This is a genomic window from Gemmatimonadota bacterium (genome assembly GCA_016714015.1).
Classification (GTDB): Bacteria; Gemmatimonadota; Gemmatimonadetes; order Gemmatimonadales; family Gemmatimonadaceae; genus Pseudogemmatithrix.
This window is the reverse complement of the sequence record JADJNZ010000007.1, coordinates 37,542-57,392: the sequence shown is the minus strand read 5'-3', so window position 1 is coordinate 57,392 and position 19,851 is coordinate 37,542. Positions and strand designations below refer to the sequence as shown.

The 19,851-nt window shown below is 71.5% G+C and carries 19 protein-coding genes and 2 tRNA genes; 5 read left to right on the top strand and 16 right to left on the bottom strand.

Going from position 1 to position 19,851, the window contains the following annotated elements:
• The first annotated feature begins 40 nt into the window (after window positions 1-40).
• The 3 genes from IPJ78_14605 to crcB all read left to right on the top strand — a co-directional run bounded on the left by IPJ78_14605 (window position 41) and on the right by crcB (window position 659).
• A tRNA-Gly gene (locus tag IPJ78_14605) sits at window positions 41-113 on the top strand.
• 60 nt (window positions 114-173) lie between these two features.
• Window positions 174-261: transfer RNA gene (locus tag IPJ78_14600), tRNA-Leu, on the top strand.
• Between the two features lie 2 nt (window positions 262-263).
• Window positions 264-659, top strand: a complete 396-nt coding sequence (gene crcB, locus IPJ78_14595; protein ID MBK7907771.1) for a fluoride efflux transporter CrcB — start codon at window positions 264-266, stop codon at window positions 657-659.
• A 15-nt stretch (window positions 660-674) separates the two neighbouring features.
• On the opposite strand, the gene IPJ78_14590 is transcribed toward crcB, so the two are convergent.
• Window positions 675-2,447 carry a hypothetical protein gene (locus IPJ78_14590; protein ID MBK7907770.1) on the bottom strand — a complete coding sequence of 591 codons (1,773 nt, stop codon included), beginning with the start codon at window positions 2,445-2,447 and terminating at the stop codon, window positions 675-677.
• 128 nt (window positions 2,448-2,575) lie between these two features.
• Here IPJ78_14590 and IPJ78_14585 point away from each other — a divergent pair, with 128 nt between their 5' ends.
• Window positions 2,576-4,240 (top strand): hypothetical protein, encoded by a 1,665-nt coding sequence (locus IPJ78_14585; GenBank protein ID MBK7907769.1) that lies wholly within the window; start codon window positions 2,576-2,578, stop codon window positions 4,238-4,240.
• On the opposite strand, the gene recN is transcribed toward IPJ78_14585, so the two are convergent.
• From recN to rny, 8 genes are all read right to left on the bottom strand, one after another.
• A complete protein-coding gene (gene recN / locus IPJ78_14580; GenBank protein ID MBK7907768.1) occupies window positions 4,216-5,946 on the bottom strand; it encodes a DNA repair protein RecN in 1,731 nt (576 codons plus the stop codon). The genes IPJ78_14585 and recN overlap by 25 nt on opposite strands.
• Window positions 5,947-6,013: 67 nt before the next feature.
• A complete protein-coding gene (locus IPJ78_14575) occupies window positions 6,014-6,880 on the bottom strand; it encodes an NAD(+)/NADH kinase (GenBank protein MBK7907767.1) in 867 nt (288 codons plus the stop codon).
• A complete protein-coding gene (locus IPJ78_14570; protein ID MBK7907766.1) occupies window positions 6,877-8,769 on the bottom strand; it encodes a 1-deoxy-D-xylulose-5-phosphate synthase in 1,893 nt (630 codons plus the stop codon). The genes IPJ78_14575 and IPJ78_14570 overlap by 4 nt, the downstream gene beginning before the upstream one ends.
• A gap of 96 nt (window positions 8,770-8,865) precedes the next feature.
• Window positions 8,866-9,768 carry a polyprenyl synthetase family protein gene (locus IPJ78_14565; GenBank protein MBK7907765.1) on the bottom strand — a complete coding sequence of 301 codons (903 nt, stop codon included), beginning with the start codon at window positions 9,766-9,768 and terminating at the stop codon, window positions 8,866-8,868.
• On the bottom strand, window positions 9,765-9,968 hold the full coding sequence (xseB, locus tag IPJ78_14560) for an exodeoxyribonuclease VII small subunit (GenBank protein MBK7907764.1): 204 nt from the start codon (window positions 9,966-9,968) through the stop codon (window positions 9,765-9,767). The genes IPJ78_14565 and xseB overlap by 4 nt, the downstream gene beginning before the upstream one ends.
• Complete coding sequence (xseA, locus tag IPJ78_14555; protein MBK7907763.1) at window positions 9,965-11,239, bottom strand: exodeoxyribonuclease VII large subunit; 1,275 nt, start codon at window positions 11,237-11,239, stop codon at window positions 9,965-9,967. Before xseA ends, xseB begins: the two co-directional genes overlap by 4 nt.
• Window positions 11,236-12,135, bottom strand: a complete 900-nt coding sequence (gene folD, locus IPJ78_14550; GenBank protein MBK7907762.1) for a bifunctional methylenetetrahydrofolate dehydrogenase/methenyltetrahydrofolate cyclohydrolase FolD — start codon at window positions 12,133-12,135, stop codon at window positions 11,236-11,238. The genes xseA and folD overlap by 4 nt, the downstream gene beginning before the upstream one ends.
• Window positions 12,125-13,714, bottom strand: a complete 1,590-nt coding sequence (rny, locus tag IPJ78_14545) for a ribonuclease Y (protein ID MBK7907761.1) — start codon at window positions 13,712-13,714, stop codon at window positions 12,125-12,127. The genes folD and rny overlap by 11 nt, the downstream gene beginning before the upstream one ends.
• A gap of 385 nt (window positions 13,715-14,099) precedes the next feature.
• Here rny and IPJ78_14540 point away from each other — a divergent pair, with 385 nt between their 5' ends.
• A complete protein-coding gene (locus tag IPJ78_14540; protein MBK7907760.1) occupies window positions 14,100-14,480 on the top strand; it encodes a response regulator in 381 nt (126 codons plus the stop codon).
• Window positions 14,481-14,492: 12 nt separating this feature from the next.
• Here IPJ78_14540 and IPJ78_14535 read toward each other — a convergent pair whose 3' ends face one another.
• From IPJ78_14535 to IPJ78_14505, 7 genes are all read right to left on the bottom strand, one after another.
• On the bottom strand, window positions 14,493-14,792 hold the full coding sequence (locus tag IPJ78_14535) for a cell division protein ZapA (protein ID MBK7907759.1): 300 nt from the start codon (window positions 14,790-14,792) through the stop codon (window positions 14,493-14,495).
• Window positions 14,789-15,094, bottom strand: a complete 306-nt coding sequence (locus IPJ78_14530; GenBank protein ID MBK7907758.1) for a hypothetical protein — start codon at window positions 15,092-15,094, stop codon at window positions 14,789-14,791. The genes IPJ78_14535 and IPJ78_14530 overlap by 4 nt, the downstream gene beginning before the upstream one ends.
• Window positions 15,072-17,537 carry a phenylalanine--tRNA ligase subunit beta gene (locus tag IPJ78_14525; protein ID MBK7907757.1) on the bottom strand — a complete coding sequence of 822 codons (2,466 nt, stop codon included), beginning with the start codon at window positions 17,535-17,537 and terminating at the stop codon, window positions 15,072-15,074. Before IPJ78_14525 ends, IPJ78_14530 begins: the two co-directional genes overlap by 23 nt.
• Window positions 17,534-18,568, bottom strand: a complete 1,035-nt coding sequence (gene pheS, locus IPJ78_14520; GenBank protein MBK7907756.1) for a phenylalanine--tRNA ligase subunit alpha — start codon at window positions 18,566-18,568, stop codon at window positions 17,534-17,536. The genes IPJ78_14525 and pheS overlap by 4 nt, the downstream gene beginning before the upstream one ends.
• Window positions 18,569-18,685: 117 nt before the next feature.
• Window positions 18,686-19,051, bottom strand: a complete 366-nt coding sequence (gene rplT, locus IPJ78_14515; protein ID MBK7907755.1) for a 50S ribosomal protein L20 — start codon at window positions 19,049-19,051, stop codon at window positions 18,686-18,688.
• 12 nt (window positions 19,052-19,063) lie between these two features.
• Window positions 19,064-19,261: a 50S ribosomal protein L35 gene (gene rpmI / locus IPJ78_14510; GenBank protein MBK7907754.1), complete on the bottom strand. Its 198-nt coding sequence runs from the start codon at window positions 19,259-19,261 to the stop codon at window positions 19,064-19,066.
• Window positions 19,262-19,276: 15 nt separating this feature from the next.
• Window positions 19,277-19,795: a translation initiation factor IF-3 gene (locus tag IPJ78_14505; GenBank protein ID MBK7907753.1), complete on the bottom strand. Its 519-nt coding sequence runs from the start codon at window positions 19,793-19,795 to the stop codon at window positions 19,277-19,279.
• Between the last annotated feature and the right edge of the window lie 56 nt (window positions 19,796-19,851).

Genomic DNA, 19,851 nt, shown 5'->3' with positions numbered 1-19,851 from the left:
GCTTGCCTCCGCGCACGGCCTCCCCTAACCTTCGGTCCACGCGGGAATAGCTCAGTTGGTAGAGCACAACCTTGCCAAGGTTGGGGTCGCGGGTTCGAGTCCCGTTTCCCGCTCTGATCGGATCCACGGAATCGCCCGGGAGCGGCCTCGCCGCTCCCGTTCGTCTTTCCCCCGCCGGGGTGGCGAAACTGGCAGACGCAACGGACTTAAAATCCGTGGGGAGGTCACACTCCCATGTGGGTTCGATCCCCACCCCCGGCACTGTGAATCCCCTCGTCCCCTTCCCGCCCACCACCGTCCTCTGGGTCGCCCTCGGCGGGGCGATCGGGTCGGCGTTGCGGTTCGGCGCCGGCGAGGCGCTGCGGCGGGTCCCCGCCTTCGCCCAGTTCCCGTGGGCCACGCTCGTGATCAATGTGCTCGGGTCGCTGGCCATCGGGTGGTTCCTGCGCTGGTCCGCCTCCGCCGAGGCCTCGCCGCAACTCCGCGCCTTCGTCGCGATCGGGATCTGCGGCGGCTTCACGACCTTCTCCACCTTCGCCGCCGAGAACCTCACCCTGCTCCAGGGTGGACAGGTGGCCCGCGCCGCGATGCACGCGTTGCTGAGCCTGACGCTGACCGTCGCCGCGGCGTTCCTCGGGTACACGCTGGCGCGGCCGTAAGCCGCGCTCCCCGCGCTACGGCCGCACGCCCAACGCGTGCACGCAGTACCAGGCGGAGTACGCGAGGAGTCCGCTCAGCGCGGCGTCGCCGCCGTGAGAAAGCGCACGGCCGTCCGCATCGACGACCTCGGCCGCCAGCCCGTTCCCGAGCGGGGCACGCCGCAGCCACTCGAGCACGTCGCTCCCCTCCGGCCCGAAGAGCCGGGCGATCTGCACGGCGAGGCGGTCCGAACTGCCGATGCGCTTGGCCGTGCGCCGATAGAACGAGTCGTTCCGATCGACCGCCTCCCAGAGCGGGAGCCAGAGGGCGGATCCCACCGGATCGTCCTCGAGCGCCTTTCCGCCGCGCAGGTCGATCGCCGCGACGTACGTCGCCTTGTTGTCCGTGCCCGAGGCGAAGTGGCGCCGCAGCGCGGCCCGCACGGCCTGAGGGTCCTGCACGTCCTTGGCCGCGTCCTCGTCGAGCGTCTTGCCCAGCGCATCGAGCGCGAAGGCGACGACCGCGTTGCCGTGGAGCGTGACGGGGAACGCCGCCGGCTGGCGGTCGAGCGTGACCTCGGTGCGATACAGCGGATGATCCGCCTCCCGCCGCGCCAGCAATTCGTCGTGCGAGACGTAGAGCGTGTCCGCGAGGATCGGTTCCTCGACGATCTGGTCGTCGCCGGTCTCGCGGATGTAGCGCTCCGTCGCGATCGCGTACGACGACGCCCCCTCGAGCGTGAAGCCCGGCTCGAAGAGGGTCCCGTCGAGATAGTGCACGCCGCGCCCCGGCGCGTAGCCGTGGATCTCGCACGCGCGGAGGATCAGCTCCCGCGCGAGCGTCGGGTCGGCGAGCTGCACCGCCGGGACCGTCCACGCGAGCGCTTCCCAGTCCCGCACCGTCACGCCCCAGGCGCACCAGGGTGCCCGGCTCCGCACGAGATAGTAGTGCGCGTCATCGAGCGCGCGGCCCACCGAGTAGAAGTACGCGAACAGCAGGTTGCGGTTGATCAGCGCGTCGAGCGACTCATGCCCCGTCCCCTGCTCCAAGGCGCGCAAGGACTCGCGCGTGGCCTGCAGGAGGGTGCGCCACCCGCGGCGCCGCATCACCCCCACCGTCGCCTCGGCGCCATCGCGTTCGGGGCCGGCCGCGAGGTAGAAGGCGACCTCGCCGCGCTCGCCTGCGGCGACCGTGAGCGTGCGTGCGATCGCGTAGCCGGGGCTCGCGCCCTCGGAGATCCGCACCGTGGCCGCCGCATCCGTCGCCACGGCGAGCGCGGCGAGTCCCGGCGCCGCCGTTCCGTCGAGCAGGACCACCTCACCGTTCCGCGTGACCCGGTGCGCATCCTCGGCCGGCCGCGGCGTCCGCACGCGGAGTTGACGGTGACCGAGCGTGCCTTCGAGTCCGACCGCGATCGTGCGCGGGGTGTTGCCGCGATTCTCGAACGCCAACGCGTACACGGCCCCCGCGACATCGGCGTCCTGGCCGAACGGCGCGAAGACGGTCCCGCGGATCACGACGTCCCCCGCCTGGCTGGTGAACGTAGGGAGCCACTGGAGTGCCCGCTCCCAGGCCATCCCGCCGCGCGCGAGCGCCACCGGGGTCCCGTCGATCGACACCGTCGGCCGCGCGAGGGCGGCCCCCGATCCCTCGAGGAAGCTGGCATCGCCCGCGAACTCCACGGCGGCCCGGGCACCCCGATGGAGGAGGCTCACCGCGTGGATCGCGCCGTCCGCGGGGTGGATGCACGGCAGCGCCAACCAGTGATTGCCGGTGAGCTGCCAGGGAAGCGTCGGGAGCGGGGCCACGGGGAGTGGCAGGGATTCGGTGGGTGTCACGTTACCTTGAGCGGGGTACGACGCTAAACTAGCCGACCGCTCCCGCCCACGCGCCCCCTTCCGCCCGCTTCGCACTCGTGTTCGTCCGCTCAGGCCTCTTGTACCGCCGGACCACCCTGGCGCTCGTCCTCGGCGCCGGCCTCTGGCTGCGGCCGCGCGCGGCCGAGGCGCAACGCATCCTCGGCGGCGGAAGTGACGCCGTCACGCTGCCCCGCGGCGCCTTCCGCGTGGGCATCGGCGGGGAATCCACGGTGCAGCGCGACCGCTGGCGCGACGGCGCGCTCGAAGGACTCGGCGGCTCCGTCACCACCGACGCGTTCGGCCCGTTGCAGTTCTCGATGCTCGCCCCGGTCGAGCAACTCGTCCGCGGCCTGGGCATCGCGGACTTCGGCGCGTCGCTCGGGTCCACGCGCCTCGACGCGCGCCAGCGCGCCTTCGTGACACCGCTCGCCATCGAGTACGGCGTCGCGGATTGGCTCACGCTGAGCGCGCGTGCCACGCTCGTGCGCACGAAGGCCGAAGCGCAGTTCCGCATCCGCACCGATAGCGGGCGGGCGACGCTCGGCCTCAACCCCATCTTCGATGGCACGGGCGTGGCCGCGCAGAACGCCGCGACGATCGGCACGTACGGCACCGCCGCGCAGTCCCTCGCCGCGCGCCTCACCGCGTGCCAGGGCGATGCGGGCGCCTTCCCCGAGTGCCCGACCCTGCTCGCCGAGGCGGGCGCGGTCACGGCGTTGTCGACCACGACGTCGATCTTCTCGGTGCGACTCGCGCAGCTCTACGGCAACGGTGCGCTTCGCGGCGCGCGCTACGTCCCGTTCGCCGGTTCGTCGACGGAGGCGGCGCTGCAGGCGCGCGCGGACTCGATCCGCACGGCGCTCGAACGCTATGGTATCACCAGCGTGACGAGCACCACCGGCCTGCCCCTCGGGGCCCAGGTGCCGCTCGCCGCCGCCGACCTCGACCGCCTCGTGCGCGACTCCACGGACGGCTTCGGCGCGCGTGCGCTCAACGATGCCTCCCTCACGCAGATCGGCGACGTGCACCTGGGCGCGCTCATCCGCGTGCACGACAGCTTCCTCGCGCGCGGCACCTCGCGCTTCGCGCCGGGGGCGCGGGGATGGCGGCAGGCGATCGCGCTCGAGGCGCGCATCGGCACGAGCTATCGCGAGCGCCCCGAGGCCTTCCTCGACCAGGGTACCGGGTCCGGCACCTCGGCGATCTCCGTGCGATCGATCACCGACGTGGTGCCGCACGACCGGCTCTGGGCGACGGTGGCGATCGGGTACACCAAGGCGTTCGCGAAGGACTTCCGGATGCGCGTGCCGAGCAGCACGGACAACGAGTGGCTCGAGTGGCAGCGCGAGATGGTGGTGCCGGTCACGCCCGGGGGGCAGCTCGACGTCGAGCTCTCACCGCGCTGGCAGCTCAACGACTACATCGCCCTGGGCGGCCAGTGGCGCTGGCGGCACAAGTCCGCCGACACGCATGACGTGAACGTCCCGGTCATCGCGATCGTCGGGACCGACGTCCTCGCCGACGGCGCCGCGCTCGATGCGCGCAGCGAGGCGGAGGAGCAGCGGGTGGGGCTCTCGGCCACCTACTCGACGCTCGCGGCGCGGGCGCGTGGCATCGCCGGCCTGCACTTCGAGATCACGTATCTCCACCAGCAGTCGGTCGCGAGCGGAGCGGGCGTGGTGCCGAAGCAGTGGGAGGATCGCCTGATGATCCGCTACTACACGCGCTTCCGCGCGCGCTGAGCAGGCGCCGCGGCCGGGCGCGCGGCCTGCTTCCCGGCCTCGCGTGCCTGCGCGAGCAGCTCACGGGCGTGGTCGCGGCTCGTCTCGCTCTCCGCGTCGCCGCCGAGCATCCGCGCGATCTCGTCCACGCGCGCCTCGCCATCCACCACGCGCACGTCGGACGTCGTCACGCCGCCCTTCGCCGCCTTCTGCACGATGATGTGATGGTGCGCACGCGCCGCGATCTGCGGGAGGTGCGTGATGGCGAAGACCTGGTGATGCGACGCGACATCGCGCATCGCGTCGCCGACCATGAGCCCGGTCCGGCCACCGATCCCCGCATCGACCTCGTCGAAGATGAGCGTCGGCACGCCGTCGAGGCGCGCGAGGATGGTCTTCAGCGCGAGCATCACGCGCGCGAGTTCGCCGCCGGACGCCACGCGCGCGAGCGGGCGCGCCTCGTGCCCGAGGTTGAGGGCCACGCGGAACTCGACCTCCTCGGCCCCCTGCGGTGACGCCTCGCCGCGCGGGGTGAGTTCCACGAGGAAGTGGCCGTCGGGCATCCCGAGGTCGGGGAGCCGGGCTTCGACGGCCTTGGCGAGGGCGGCGCCCGCCTTCCGCCGCTTCGCGCTGAGCTTCGCCGCGGCGCCGGCGAACGCGGCCTCCGCATCGGAGACCCGCGTCTCGAGCCCGCGCAGGTCGAGCCCGGCCGTGTCGAGCAGGTCGAGCTCCGCGCGCGCCGAACGCCCCGTCTCGATGACCGCCTCGATGCTGCCGCCGTACTTCTTCGCGAGCCGGAAGATCTGGTCGCGGCGCCGTTCGACCTCGTCGAGCCGCGCGGGATCGCGTTCGATCCCGTCCGCGTACGCCTGCGCCTCGCGGGACAGCTCCTCGAGCGCGTAGTACGCCGCATCGTAGAGCTCCTGCAGCCGCGCGGTCGACGGATCGATCCGCTGGAGCGCGGCGAGCGGCTTCTGCAGGTGCCCGAGCCGGGGCAGCGCCGCCTCGTCGGCGCCGTCGAGCGCATCGGTGACCTCACGGACGAGGCCCTCGATCTCCTCGGCGTGCGTGAGCCGGCGCGCCTCCTCGTCGAGGCGCGCATCCTCGCCGTCCTTGAGCTTCGCGTCGCCGATCTCCTTGGCGACGTGCGCGAGCCAATCGGCGCGCTTCGCCGCCTCGTCCCGCCGCGCGCGCAGGGCGGCGATCGCGTCGCGCGCCTCCACCAACCGTCCGTGCGCCTCGGCCACCGCCGCGCGCTCAGACGCGGCGTCCCCGAACGCATCGAGGATACGCAGCTGCGCCTCGGGCTCCAGCAGCGCCTGCGCCTCATGCTGCCCGTGCACGTTCACGAGCGCGCGACCGATCTCCGCGAGCAGGCTCGCGGTCACGGGCGATCCGTTCACCCACGCGCGTGCGCGTCCCCCCGCCCCGGCCGGCACCTCGCGCTTGAGCACGAGCGTGCCATCGCTCTCGATCCCGCGCGCATCGAGGTCATCGAGCAGGTCGCGGCGATCGCTCACGTCGAACACCCCTTCGACGGTCGCCTTGTCCGCCCCGGTGCGCACGAGGTCGCTCGACGCGCGCTCGCCGATGAGCAGGCCCAGCGCGCCGACGATGATCGACTTGCCGGCCCCGGTCTCGCCGCTGAGCACGTTGAAGCCGCTCGACAGCGGGAGCGTGACCGCGTCGATGATCGCCAGGTTCCGGATGCGGAGCTCGGTGAGCATGACCCTCAAGCTCGCCGGGTCGGGGCCGGGTGCGCCACCCGAATGCCGCGCTCGGGCGCGCGATGCTTCATCGATCGCGCTCGTCGAGCCCGCCCCAGTGCAACTTCCGCCGGAGCCGGGAGAAGAAGCTCGTGCCCGCGAAGCGCACGAGATGCACGGGGTCGGCCGCGCGACGCACGACGAGATGCTGCCCCGGCGCGAGCGACGTGCCCACCTGACCGTCGGCCGTGACGAGCACCTCCTCGGGGGCGTCGTCGGCCTCGACGCGCAGCACCGTCTCGGGCGGCAGGATCGTCGGGCGCAGGGCGAGCGTGTGCGGGGCGACCGGCGTGACGATCATCGCGTCGAAGGTCGGCACCACGATCGGGCCCGCCGCCGAGAGCGAGTAGGCGGTCGAGCCGGTCGGCGTGGAGACCACGAGCCCATCCGCCGCGAACGCGCTGACGAGCTCGTCATCCGCGCGCACCCGGAGCCGCAGCACGCGCGCGAAGCCGCCCTTGTGCACCACCACGTCGTTGAGCGCGCGCAGCCGGACGCCGAGCACCCCGCCCTCGCCGTAGGTCGCCGCCTCGAGCACCATGCGCGTCTCGACGGTGAAGTCGCCGCGCGCGAACGACGCGAACGCGTCCGGGAACTCCTCGTGCCCGCAGGCGGTCAGGAACCCGAGCTTCCCGAGGTTCACGCCGAACACGGGGACCCGGAGTCCGCCGAGGAACCGGGCGGCGCGCAGCAGCGTGCCATCGCCGCCGAGCGCGATGAGCGCGTCGACCTGGTCGGGCCGCGAGAGCTTCTGGTCGCTCCCGGCACCCTGGAGCAGCGCCTCCTCGAAGCGCAGCGAATAACCGTGCGCGGGGGCTTCGCGCTTGAGCAGCGCGAGGACCTCCGAGAGGCCGTCGTACCCGTCGTGCCCGACGACCCCCAGCCGGGTGGTCACCCGGCCAACGCCTCGGTCTCGTGCAACGCGCGCACCCGCGCGGCGACCCCCGCCGCATCGATGCCGCAGAGCGCGAGCTGCCGCGGACGCGAGGCCGCGTACACGATCTGGTCCGGGACGCCGAGCGCGTGCACCCGCACCGAGGGATCGTGCGCCGCGACCACCGACGCCATGTACGCGCCGAAGCCGTTCACCACCGTCCCCTCCTCCACGACCAGCAGCTGCTGATGCGTCGCCAGGAGCGCGGTGAGCGTCGTCGCGTCGTAGGGCTTGAGGTATCGGCAGTTCACCACGGTCACCGGCAGCCCCTCGGCGGCGAGGGCATCGGCCGCCTTGAGCGACTCGCCGACCATCGTGCCCACGGCGAGGATCGCGACCTTCTCGCCCCGCCGCAGCACCTCCCACGTGCCCGGCGGGACCGCCGGCACGTCCTTCGCGTGCGGCACGAGGTCCGGCGGCACGTCCCGCGGATACCGGAACGCGAAGGGCCCGCTCTCGTGCGCGAGCGCCGTGCGCAGGAGCCCGACGAGCTCGGCGCCATCCTTCGGCGCGGTCACGACCATGTTCGGCACCGCGAGCATGTACGCGATGTCGTAGAGCCCCGCGTGCGTCTCGCCATCCTCGCCCACGAGCCCGGCGCGGTCCATCGCGAAGATGACCGGCAGCGACTGGATCGCCACATCGTGCACGATGTTGTCGTAGCCGCGCTGCAGGAACGTCGAGTAGATCGCGACGACCGGCTTCGCGCCCTGCGTCGCCAGTCCCGCCGCGAACGTCACGCCGTGTCCCTCGGCGATCCCGACATCGTAGAAGCGCGCCGGATGCTGTTTGGCGATCACCGCCGTGCCCGTCCCGCTCGGCATCGCCGCGGTGATCGCGACCGCCTTGGGGAATTCCTCCATGAGCTCGGCGAGCGCCTTGCCGAAGACGGCGGTGTAGTTCGGGTTGGCCGTCGAGACCTTGAGCTGCTTGCCGGTGGCCGGGTCGTGCCCCGGGGGGAGCGCATGCCACTTCTCGCCATGCTCGCCCGCCGGGAAGCCGCGCCCCTTCTGCGTGATCACGTGCACGAGGCGCGGGCCCTTGAACTCGCGCATCGCCTTGAAGGTCTCGATCATCTGCTCCATGTCGTGCCCGTCGATCGGCCCGAAGTAGCGGAAGCCGAGCTCCTCGAAGAGCACGCCCGGCGTGAGGAAGGCCTTCACCGACTCCTCCCACTTCCGCACGAGCGTGCCCGCGTCCTTGAACAGCCCCGTCGCATGGTCGGCCCAGTCGCCGATCGCGCCGCGCAGCCGGTTGTAGATCGGGTTGCGCTGCACCGACGTGAGGTACTTGTGCATGGCGCCCACGTTCGGCGCGATCGACATCTCGTTGTCGTTGAGCACGACGATGAAGTCGCGCTCCGACGCCCCCGCGTTGTTCAGGGCCTCGTAGGCGAGCCCCGACCCGAGCGAGCCGTCGCCGATGATCGCCGCGACGCTGAAGTCCTCGCCGTTCAGGTCGCGCCCCGCGGCGATCCCGAGCGCGGCGGAGATCGACGTCGCCGCATGCCCGGCGCCGAACGTGTCGTACTCGCTCTCGGTCCGCTTGAGGAAGCCCGAGATGCCCCCCTCCTGCCGCAGCGTGTGCATCCGGTCCTTGCGGCCGGTGAGCACCTTGTGCGGATACCCCTGGTGACCGACATCCCACACGAGCTGGTCACGCGGCGTCTCGAACGCGGTGTGGAGGGCGATCGTCAGCTCCACGACGCCAAGGCCGGCCCCGATGTGGCCGCCCGTGACCGAACAGGTCGAGATGAGGAAATCGCGCACCTCCTGGGCGAGCTGCGTGCGCTCGGCGGGCGTGAGGGTCCGGAGGTCCGGCGGGCCCTGGATGCGATCGAGGAGGCTCATGCGATGCGACGGTTGGAGGAGGCCTTCGTGTACGGTGCGGCGGTCGGTCGGGTCACGCCAGTGCTGCCGGCGCGCGGAGCGGGGGCGCGCTGCATGTCAGGACCGCCGCGCCACGACGAACCGCGCGAGGAACTCGAGCTCCGGCGTCAGCGCGCCCTGATCCGCGAGCCCCTGGCAGGCTTCGCGCACGAGCGTCTCGGCCCGCGCCTTCGCCCCCGCGATCCCGAGGAGCGCCGGGTAGGTGCTCTTCCGGAACTGGACGTCCTTCCCCGCGGTCTTCCCGAGCTGGTCGGTCGTCGCCGTGATGTCGAGCACGTCGTCGGCGATCTGGAACGCGAGCCCGATCGCCGCGCCGTACTGGCCGAACGCCTCGAGCATCGCCTCGGGCGCGCGGGCGGCGAGTCCGCCCAGACGCATCGCGGCCTCGATGAGCGCACCCGTCTTGCACCGATGGATGCGCTCGAGCTGCGCGAGGTCGAGCGAGAGACCCTCGCCCTCGAGGTCGAGGAGCTGCCCGCCGATCATGCCGCCCGCGCCTGACGCGCGCATGAGCGTCCGCACGATCTCGGCGCGGGTCGGAAGGTCGAGCCCGAGGGCCGCCGCGGCATCGTCGGCCGCGCGTGCGGCGAGCGGCACCATCGCCATCCCCGCCGCCGTGGCGGCCGGCACGCCATGCACCTTGTGCACCGTCGGACGTCCGCGCCGCATGTCGTCGTCGTCCATGCAGGGCAGGTCGTCATGCACCAGCGAGTAGGCGTGCACCACCTCGACGGCGGCCGCGAGGGCGCTGACGTCCCCCGTCCCGCCTGCCGCGCGATACGCGCTCACCACCAGCACCGCCCGCAGCCGCTTCCCCTCCCCCTGGAGCGCGTAGCGGATGGAGTCGGAGACCGGCCCCGACTCCCCCGCGAGCTGGTGCGTGACGAGCGACTCGAGCGCGCGCGCCACCGCCGCACGATCGTGCGCGAAGTCGATCGGCGTCACGCCCGTCGCGCTCATCCCTTCGCCTCGAACACGCCCTCGGCCTGCTCGATCAGCGTGCGCACCTTGCCGTCCGCGTCGGCGAGCGCCGCCGACGCCTCACGCAGGCGCGCGATCCCCTCCTCGAAGAGCTTGAGCGCCTCCTCGAGCGGCAGGTCGTCGCGATCGAGCGCCGACGCGATCTGCTCCAACCGGGCGAGCGATTGTTCGAAGGTCATGCATCCGTCCGCAGATGAGGTCCGTCAGCGTGCACCGTGCCGGTCGTGGCCTGCACGCGTCCGTCCTGCAACAGGAGGTCGAAGGGCATTCCCGGGGTGAACGCGGTGCGCCGCGCCAAGGTTGCACCGTCCGCACTGCGGGCCACGGCGAAGCCGCGCGCGAACACCGCCAGCGGCGAACGGGCTTCCAGCATCGCCCCGAGCCGCTCGGTCCGCGCCCGGCGTCGTTCGATCGCGCGCGGCGCCTGTTGCGCCAGCCGCGTCGCCACGCGGTCGATCCGCGTCCGGCGCCGCTCCACCACCAGGGCCGCGCGCCGCGAGAGCGCGTCCGCCCGCCGGTCCAGCTCCGCGCGCCCCACCTCGATCCGGTCCTGCAGGCCATCGGCCATCATCCCGGCGAGCTGGGCGACCAGTTCGCGCACCTCGGCGAGCACCGGCACCGCGTGCTCGGCCGCGACACTGGGGGTCGCCGCCCGGAGGTCCGCCACGAGGTCGGCGATGCTCACGTCCGTCTCGTGCCCCACGGCCGAGATCGTCGGGATGGGACAGGCCGCGATCGCGCGCGCCACGGCCTCCTCGTTGAACGCCCAGAGGTCCTCGCGGGACCCGCCGCCACGGCCGATGATCAGCACCTCGGGCGCCGGCATCGCGTCGCCCCGCCACTCGGCGTCGCCCCGCACCCAGCGCGCGAGCCGGTCCAGCGCCGCCACGAGCGACTCGGTGGCCGCCTCGCCCTGCACCGCCGCGGGGATCACCGCCACATGCACGCCGGGGTTCCGCCGCGCGATCACGGCGAGCACATCGCGCAGCGCCGCACCCTCGGCGCTCGTGATCACCGCGACCGTGCGCGGGAATCGCGGCAGCGCCCGCTTCCGCGCCGGATCCAGCAGGCCGTCCCTCTCCAGGCGCGCCTTCGTCTCGTCGAAGCGCTTCTGCCAGAGCCCGGCGCCGTCCGCCTCGATCGCCGTGACCACGAACTGCATCTTGCCGCTCGTCGGCCAGACCGTGAGCTGCCCGTAGGCGCTCACCTGCATCCCGTCCTCCGGCCGCATCCGGATCCGCCCGGTGCTCCCCTTCCAGACGACGCCGGGGATCTGCGCGTCCGCATCCTTCAGCGTGAAGTACCAGTGGCCGCTGGGGTAGGCCTTGAACCCCGAGATCTCGCCGCGCACCCAGAGCTTCGGAAAGGCGCCCTCGAGGACGTCCTTCGCCGCGCTGGTGAGCGCGTGGACCGAGAGCGCCTCGGCGGAGGTGGCGCCGGCGTGGGTCACGCGCGCGCGGACGCCTCGTGGCGAAGGCGCGCGGCACGCACCGTGTTCGCGAGCAGCATCGCGATCGTCATCGGCCCCACGCCGCCCGGCACCGGCGTGATCTTCGACGCCACGGCCGCCACCTCGTCGTACTTCACGTCGCCGACGATCCGATAGCCCTTCTTCGCGGTCGGATCGTCCACGCGATTGATCCCGACGTCGATCACGACGGCGCCCGGCTTGACCATGTCGGCCGTCACCATCTCCGGCTTGCCGATCGCCGCGATGAGGATGTCCGCGCGGCGCGTGTGCGCCGCGAGGTCCTTCGTGCGCGAATGGCAGATGGTCACCGTGCAGTCCGCCCCCTTCCCCGACTGGATCAGCAACGCCGCCATCGGCTTGCCGACGATCGTCGAGCGGCCGAGGATCACCGCCTCCTTCCCGGAGGTGTCCACCCCGCTCTCGACGAGCATCACCTGCACCCCCGCCGGCGTGCAGGGAGCGAACCCGTCGGCGTCGCCGATGAGCACCTTGCCGGCGTTCACCGGATGGAACCCGTCCACGTCCTTCATCGGGTCGATCCGGCGGATGACCTTCTGCGGGTCCATGTGCTTCGGCACCGGCATCTGCACCAGGATACCGTGCACCGCGGGATCGGCATTCAACCGGTCGATCACCGCGAGCAACTCGGCCTCTGGCGTGTCGGCGGGAAGGCGAATGGTCTCGCCGTTCATCCCGGCCTCCTTGCACGCCTTCTCCTTGGCGCCCACGTAGAACGCGCTCGCCGGGTCGTCCCCGACGAGGACCACGGTCAGTCCGGGCGTGATGCCGAGGGCCTTCAGGGCGGCGGCGTCGGCGGCGACCTTCGCGCGGACGCGCGTCGCGATGGCGACGCCATCGATGCGTTCAGCGGGCAATGTCGGAGGACCTCTTCTCTCGGATCGCCACGACCTTGATCTGGCCCGGGTACTGCAGCTCGGACTCGACGCGGCGCGCGATCTCTTCGGTGAGGGACTGCATGCGGTTGTCGTCCACGGTGTCCGGATCGACGATGACGCGCACCTCGCGCCCCGCCTGGATCGCGAACACCCGGTCCACGCCCTTGTAGCTCGCGGCGATCTTCTCGAGCCCCTCCAGGCGCTTCACGTACGTCTCGAACGCCTCGCGGCGCGCCCCCGGGCGCGAGCCCGAGATCGCGTCGGCGGCCTGCACCAGCACCGACACCTCGCTCTCGTGCGGCACGTCGTCGTGGTGCGCCGCGATGCAGTTCACGACGAGCGGGTGCTCGCCGTACTTGGTCGCCACCTCCACGCCGAGCTGCACGTGCGTGCCCTCGTGGTCGTGCGTGAGGACCTTGCCGATGTCGTGCAGCAGCGCCCCGCGCTTGGCCATCGCGACGTCGAGCCCGAGTTCCGCGGCCATGATGCCGGCGAGGAACGCGACCTCCTTCGAATGGAACAGGATGTTCTGCCCGTAGCTCGTCCGCCACTTCATGCGGCCGATGAGCTTGATGATCTCGGGGTGCAGGCCATGCACGCCCACCTCGTAGGCCGCCTGCTCGCCCGTCTCGATGATGCCGGCGTCCACTTCCTTCTTGGACTTCTCGACCACTTCCTCGATCCGCCCCGGATGGATGCGCCCGTCGGCGACGAGCTTCTCCAGCGCGAGACGCGCCACCTCGCGGCGCACCGGATCGAAGCACGACACCACCACCGTGTCCGGCGTGTCGTCGATGATGACGTCCACCCCGGTCGCGAGCTCGAACGCGCGGATGTTGCGCCCCTCGCGGCCGATGATGCGCCCCTTCATGTCGTCCTTCGGCAATGCGACCGCGCTCGCCGTGATCTCCGCGGTGTGCTCGGCGGCGATCCGCTGCACGGCGAGGGCGACGATCTTCTTCGCCTCGCGGTCGGCATTGCGCTTGGCGGAGTCCCGGATCTCGCGGATGCGGTTGGACGCGTCGGCGTGCGCCTCCTCCTCCAAACGCCGGATCAGCTCGGCCTTGGCCTCGGTCGCCGAGAGCCCCGCCAGCTGCTCCAGGCGCCGGCGCTCCTCGCCCACGAGTCCGTCGAGCTCCGACTGCTTCTCGTCGAGCTGCTTCTCCTTCCGCCCGAGTTCGCTCGCCCGACGGCTGAGGTCGCGCTCCTTCTGGTCGACGAGGTCGACCTTCTTGTCGAGCTGCCCCTCGCGCTCGACGACGCGCTTCTCCTCGCGCTCCACCTCCTCGCGACGCTTCCGGGCCTCCTGCTCCCAGGCCTCGCGGACCTTCATCACCTCTTCCTTTCCGGAGAGGAGCGCCTGCTTCTTGGCCGAGTCCGCCTCCCGCTCGGCATCGGACACGATGCGCTTGGCGACCTGCTCCGCCGACTGCCCGGCGGCCTTGCGGACCGCCTCCTCGGCGGCCTGCCCCCGCTTGCGACCGAACACGAACGCGATCGGAGAGGCGACCACGAGGGTTGCGCCTATCGCGATCGCGATGGCCAGCTCGATTCCCATGTTGACGACCTATGCTCAAGGCGGCCGACTCGCGCCGCGTTACTGAAGGGAGAGCACGATCGGCTCGCTGGGCGTGATCGCTCGCCGGGGGCTGGCCGGCCGGTCGGGCGCCGACGAAGGGCGCGGGACGGGACGGGGTAACTGCCGGGAGCGCTTACACCTACGGGCCTTCGCACCCACTCGGGGAGAACCTACCGATACTGCAACGGATGCGCAACGAGTCGCGGCGCTCGCGCGTAGGAGTTTCGCTGACGCCGACAACTGGACGTAGCTGGTATTGCATTATTTCGTGACAACCACTGTATTGTGACCCGTGTCACCACGCCACTCGACGCGCCCATCCTCGCCTGACGAACCTGACAGCGGCCCTCGGTCGCTGCCGTGGTTGGTCTCCGGTGAGGTCCTGCTCGCCGATGACGACGCGCCCATCCGGAAGGTCCTCTCCCGGGCCCTCACGCGATTCGGCATGACCGTCGCCGAGGTCGCGGATGGGGATGACGCGCTCGAACTCGTCCGCGCGGCCCCCGGGCGATTCCGCCTCGTGGTCCTCGACCTCACGATGCCGCGACTGAACGGCGATGAGGCCCTGCTGCGGATCCGCGAGATCGCGCCCGACCTGCCGGCGCTCATCCTCAGCGGTTTCCTCGAGGACGAGATCCGCGAGCGGATCGGCAACGCGACCCGCGTGTCGCTCCTGCACAAGCCGTTCTCGATGCGCTCCCTCGCCGACGTCCTCTGGGACGCGCTCGGCCAGCACGAGGGCTGAGCGCCCCGCGCCTCAGCCCTGCGGCTCGCCGCGCTTCCCCGGCGGCAGCCACCGCCGGAGTTCGCTGGACAGATCGCGCATCTCCTCCGCGACCTCATCCTGCGCCGCCCGCTCGCGGAAGAGCTCGTCGGTGATCGACATCGCAGCAAGGATCGCCGCCTTGCCCGGGTCGGTGATGGCGGGACTCTCCAGCACCTTACGGATCGCCGCATCCACGTGGGCCGCGATCGCCCGCGTCACCTCCGGCGAGACCTCCGACCGGATGGTGTACTCCTCGCCGACGATCCGGACGCGCGTCGAATGCATCGTCACGATTCACCGCCGAGCGCGTGCTGCTGACGGAGGAACCGCACGCGATCGAGCATCGCACGGGTCCGGTCGGTCGCCTGCTGGAGCCGCGCCTGCAGGCGGGCGTTCTCGGCCTCGAGGGTCGCCACGCGCTCCTCGGCGGATGCATCACCCCCCGGGGAGTTGCTCAGCGCCTTCAGGCGCGCCTCGGCCTGATGCGCACGCTTCCGGAACGTCGCGAGTTCCTCGCCCAGGTTGCGGACGAGGTGCTCGAGCTCGCGGAACGCGGCGCCCGTGGCGAGGTCAGGCCGTGCGCGGTCGGACACCGAGCTGTGCCTCCAAGGTCTTGAGCAGTTGCACCCGACGCCCTTCGATCTCCTTGTCGCGAAGGGTGCGCTCCGGATGACGGAAGGTCAATCGCCACGCGACCGAGCGCGTGCCATCCGGCACACCTGCCCCGCGGAACTCGTCGAAGAGTTCGCAGCGCTCGAGCTGCGTGCCGGAGACGCTGCGGATGAGCGCCTCGACCTGCCCGGCACTCACCGCATCGGGCACGAGGAGCGCGAGATCGAACTCCGCCGCCGGCGTGGTAGGGAGCGCCACGTACCGGACCGGAGCGGCGGGCCGCGGCCGCTCGGGGGCCGCGGCGTGCGCGTTCGCGCCTCGGCCCGCGACCATCGCGCTCGGGATCACGCCGAGCGCGATCTCGATGCCGAAGGCGGGCTTGGCCCACACGGGCGCGTCGAGCGCCAGACGCCGCACCTCACCCACCGTGACACCGCCCGCCTGCACCTTCCACAGGTACGGCGCATCCGCCGGGACCAACGCGATCGTGGCGCCGGGGAACGCGACCGCGCCGAGTCGGGCCGCCAGCGCCTGCGCATCCCACTCGTCGAACGCGGGCGGCTGCGGCTCGGTGAAGTGCACCGGGCGCCGCCGTCCCATCACGAGCACCCCGACGCGCTGTTCCTCGCGCGGCAACGCCTTGCCCTGGGCCTGGAAGACCGTCCCGACCTCGAACAGGCGCACGTCGCCCTGCATCCGGTTGAGATTGTACTCCGCGCGACGGGCCAGCGTCTCGAGCACCGACCGCCGGAGGAACGGCTCGTCATCGCCCAAGGGGTTGATGACGCGGACGAGGTCCTCCTCGGGCGCGTCGCGGCCGGCGACGCGACCGGAGGTGAACGGCAGCGGCCGCACCTCGAGCAGCCCCTCGGCGACGAGCGCGTCGCGCACGCGCCGGTACGTCGTGAAGAGCGGATGATCGGGGACCGTCCCCGGCCGCGCACCCTGCAAGGCATCGGGGAGCCGATCGAAACCGCGGAGCCGCGCGACCTCCTCGATGAGGTCCACCTCGCGCGTCACGTCGTGCCGCCACGACGGCGGCGTGACCGTGAGCGCCTCACCACTCGGCGCGACGATGAATCCGATCCCGCCGAGGAGCGCCGCGATCTCCGCCGCGGGAACGACCTCGCCGAGCAGGAGCGCGACGCGCGACGGCCGCAAGGTGACCGAGGCGCGGGCGGCCGGCATCGCGCCGACCAGCAACGACGTCTCGACGCGACCACCGCCGAGGTGCGCGAGGAGCGCCGCGCCCTGCGCGAGCACCTCCGCCACGCCCGTCGGATCGATCCCGCGCTCGAAGCGATAGCTCGCGTCCGTCGAGAGCCCCGCCTTGCGACGCGACGCACGCACCACGCGCGGCGCGAACTCCGCGACCTCGAGCACCACGCGCGTCGTCGCGTCCGTGACCTCGCTCGCGCGCCCTCCCATGACGCCCGCGATCGCCGTCGCCCGCTCGGCGTCGGCGATGACGAGCATCTGCGGGTCGAGCTTCCGCTCCGTCCCGTCGAGCGTCACGAGCGCCTCGCTCGCGTGCGCACGCCGGACGATGATGCTGTCGCCCGCGAGCGTCGCCGCATCGAACGCGTGCACCGGCTGTCCGAGCCCGTGGAGCAGGTAGTTCGTCGCGTCCACGAGATTGTTGATCGAGCGTCCGCCCACCGACTCGACGGCGGCCTTCAGCCACTCCGGACTCGGCCCGACGGTGAGGCCGGTGATGACCGCCGCCCCGTACTGCGGGCAGTCGGCCGCGTCCTCGATGCGCACGCGCAGGCCCCCCGCGCTCACCTCGGAGTCCCCGCGAACGACCGACGGGCCGGCCGGAAGCGCGGCGAGCTCGGCGGGCTGCTGGAGCGCCGTGCCGGTGAGGGCCGCGATCTCGCGCGCGAGCCCGCGATGCGAGAGCAGGTCGGGGCGATTCGGCAGGACGTCCACCTCGAGCCGGACATCGCCGAGGGGAAGGACGTCGAGCAGCGGCGTGCCGGGCGCCGCGCTGGTCTCGAGCGTGAGGATGCCGTCCGCATCGTCGCCGAGGTTGAGCTCCTGCGCCGAGCACAGCATCCCGTTCGACGTGAAGCCCCGGATCTTGCGCTTCTCGATCAGCAGGCCGGCCGGATTCTTCGCGCTCGGCGGGACCCGCGTCCCCGAGCGGGCGAAGGGGTACATCGCGCCCACCGCGACGTTGGGCGCGCCGCAGACGACCTCGAGCAGCGTGCCAGAGCCGTCATCGACCTTGTTGAACGAGAGCTTGGTGTCGGGGATGCGCTCGCTCTCCACCACGCGCGCGACGACGAACGTCGCGAGGTCGGCGCGCAGGCGCTCGAACCCCTCGACCGTCGCGACGTGCGCGGTGATGAGGTCGCGGATGGCCGTGGCCTCGCGGCCGTGCGGGACGAATCGGGCGAGCCACTCGTGCGAGATCTTCATCGGGCGAACTGGTCCAGGAAGCGGACGTCGGAATCGTAGAGGATGCGGATGTCGGGGATCGCGCTCCGCGAGATGGCCGTGCGCGCCGGCCCCATGCCGAACGCCCAGCCGGTGTACCGCTCGCTGTCGAGCCCCGCGGCCTCGAGCACCGCGGGGTGCACCATGCCGGATCCGAGGATCTCGACCCACCCCGAGTGCTTGCAGACGCTGCAGCCCGACCCCGCGCACACGCCGCACTGCACGTCCATCTCGGCGCTCGGCTCGGTGAACGGGAAGTAACTCGGGCGGAAGCGCGTCTTGGTCGCGGGGCCGAAGAAGCGGCGCGCGAAGTGCGAGAGGGTCGCCTTGAGATCCGCGAAGCTCACGCCCTCATCGACGACGAGCCCCTCGATCTGCGCGAACATCGGCGCGTGCGACGGGTCGAACGGGTCGGACCGGTACACGTTGCCCGGCGCGAGGATGCGGATCGGCGGCGGGTACTGCTGCAGCGTGCGCACCTGCACCGGGGACGTGTGCGTGCGCAGCACCTGCTCGTCGCCGATGTAGAGGGTGTCGTGCAGGTCCATCGCCGGATGGTCGGGCGGGAAGTTGAGCGCACCGAAGTTGTACCAGGCGTGCTCGGCCTCGGGCCCGAGGGCGATGGTGAAGCCGAGCTCGCGGAAGATCTCGGCGACCTCGTCGATCACGAGCGAGACGGGGTGCACCGCCCCACGCCAGCGCTCGCGCCCCGGCATCGTGAGGTCGAGGCTTGGGCCACTGCCCGCGGCGCTCGCCGCGAGTTCGACGCGACGGACCTCGAGGGCCTCCTCGATGGCGACCTTCACCGCATTCGCGCGCTGACCGGCCTCGCGGCGGTCCTCCTTCGGCAGCGCACCGAGGTGCCCCAGGATGTGCGTGAGCTCACCGGAGGCGCGGCCGATGAGGTCGTTGCGCACCTCGGTCCACGTCTCCAGGTCGGCCGCACCCGCGATGCGGTACGGCGCCTTGTCGGCGAGCGCGTCGAGCTGCGCGAGGAAGTATTCGAGATGCATCTCGCGAACGGCGTGGTGAGTGGTGAGTGGTGACCCGAAAGATAACCGCGGCGGGATGCGAAGCGGCGGGCGGCGGAGAACTCCGCCACCCGCCGCTTTCATCCTTGAGCCTTCGGCCTACTTCGCCGTCTTGAGCGCCGCCGCCGCCTTCTCGGCGATCTGCGTGAACGCGGCCGGGTCCTTCACCGCGAGCTCGGCGAGGATCTTGCGATCGACCTCGATCCCCGACATCTGCATGCCGTTGATGAAGGTGCTGTAGCTCATCCCGTTGAGGCGCGCAGCGGCGTTGATGCGCATGATCCAGAGCTTGCGGAAGTCGCGCTTCTTGGCCTTGCGGTCCCGGTAGGCGTACACCCAACCGCGCTCGACCGTCTCCTTCGCGGCCTTCCACAGCTTGGAGCGCGCGCCGAATGCGCCCTTCGCCGCCTTCATCACCTGCTTCTTGCGCTTGAGGCGCACCTTGTTCGACTTGACGCGTGGCATGGTCTCGTCTCCTTAGGCCTGGAGCAGCCGCTTGAGGTTCTTCGCCTCGCCATTCGTCGCGACGGTCGTCGGACGACGGAGATTGCGCTTCCGCTTGGCGGTCTTCTTGGTGAGGATGTGGCTCTTGTAGGCCTTGAGCCGGCGCACCTTGCCCTTCCCCGTGACGGAGAAGCGCTTCTTGGCGCCCTTGTGGGTCTTCATCTTCGGCATCGCTGCCTCGCTTCCTTATTTCGGCGTGAGGATCATCGTGAGGGCCTTCCCTTCCAGTCGCGCCGGCGTCTCCACCTTCGCGACATCCGCGAGCGCCTGCGCCACGCGCTCCACCACGGCCATGCCGAGTTCGGGATGCGCGATCTGCCGGCCGCGGAACATCAACGTCACCTTCACCTTGTTGCCGTCTCCGATGAACGACCGGGCGTGATTGGTCTTCGTGTCGAAGTCATGCTTCTCGATGCCGGGACGGTACTTCACTTCCTTCAGCTGGATGATGTGCTGCTTCTTCTTCGCCTGCCGTGCCTGCTTGGCCTGTTCGAACTTGTACTTCCCGTAGTCCATGATGCGGACCACCGGGGGCCGAGCGAGCGGCGCGACCTCGACCAGGTCGAGCCCGGCCTCCACCGCCATGTTCAGGGCCACATCGACTTCGAGCACGCCCAGCTGAGCTCCATCAGCGCCGATGACGCGCAGCGGGCTGATGCGGATCTGCCGGTTGATGCGCGGGCCCCGCTTGGTAGTGTCCTGGATACGACGGCTCCTCGACGAAGGGAAAACAGAACGCGGACCCCGTTTGACGGAGCCCG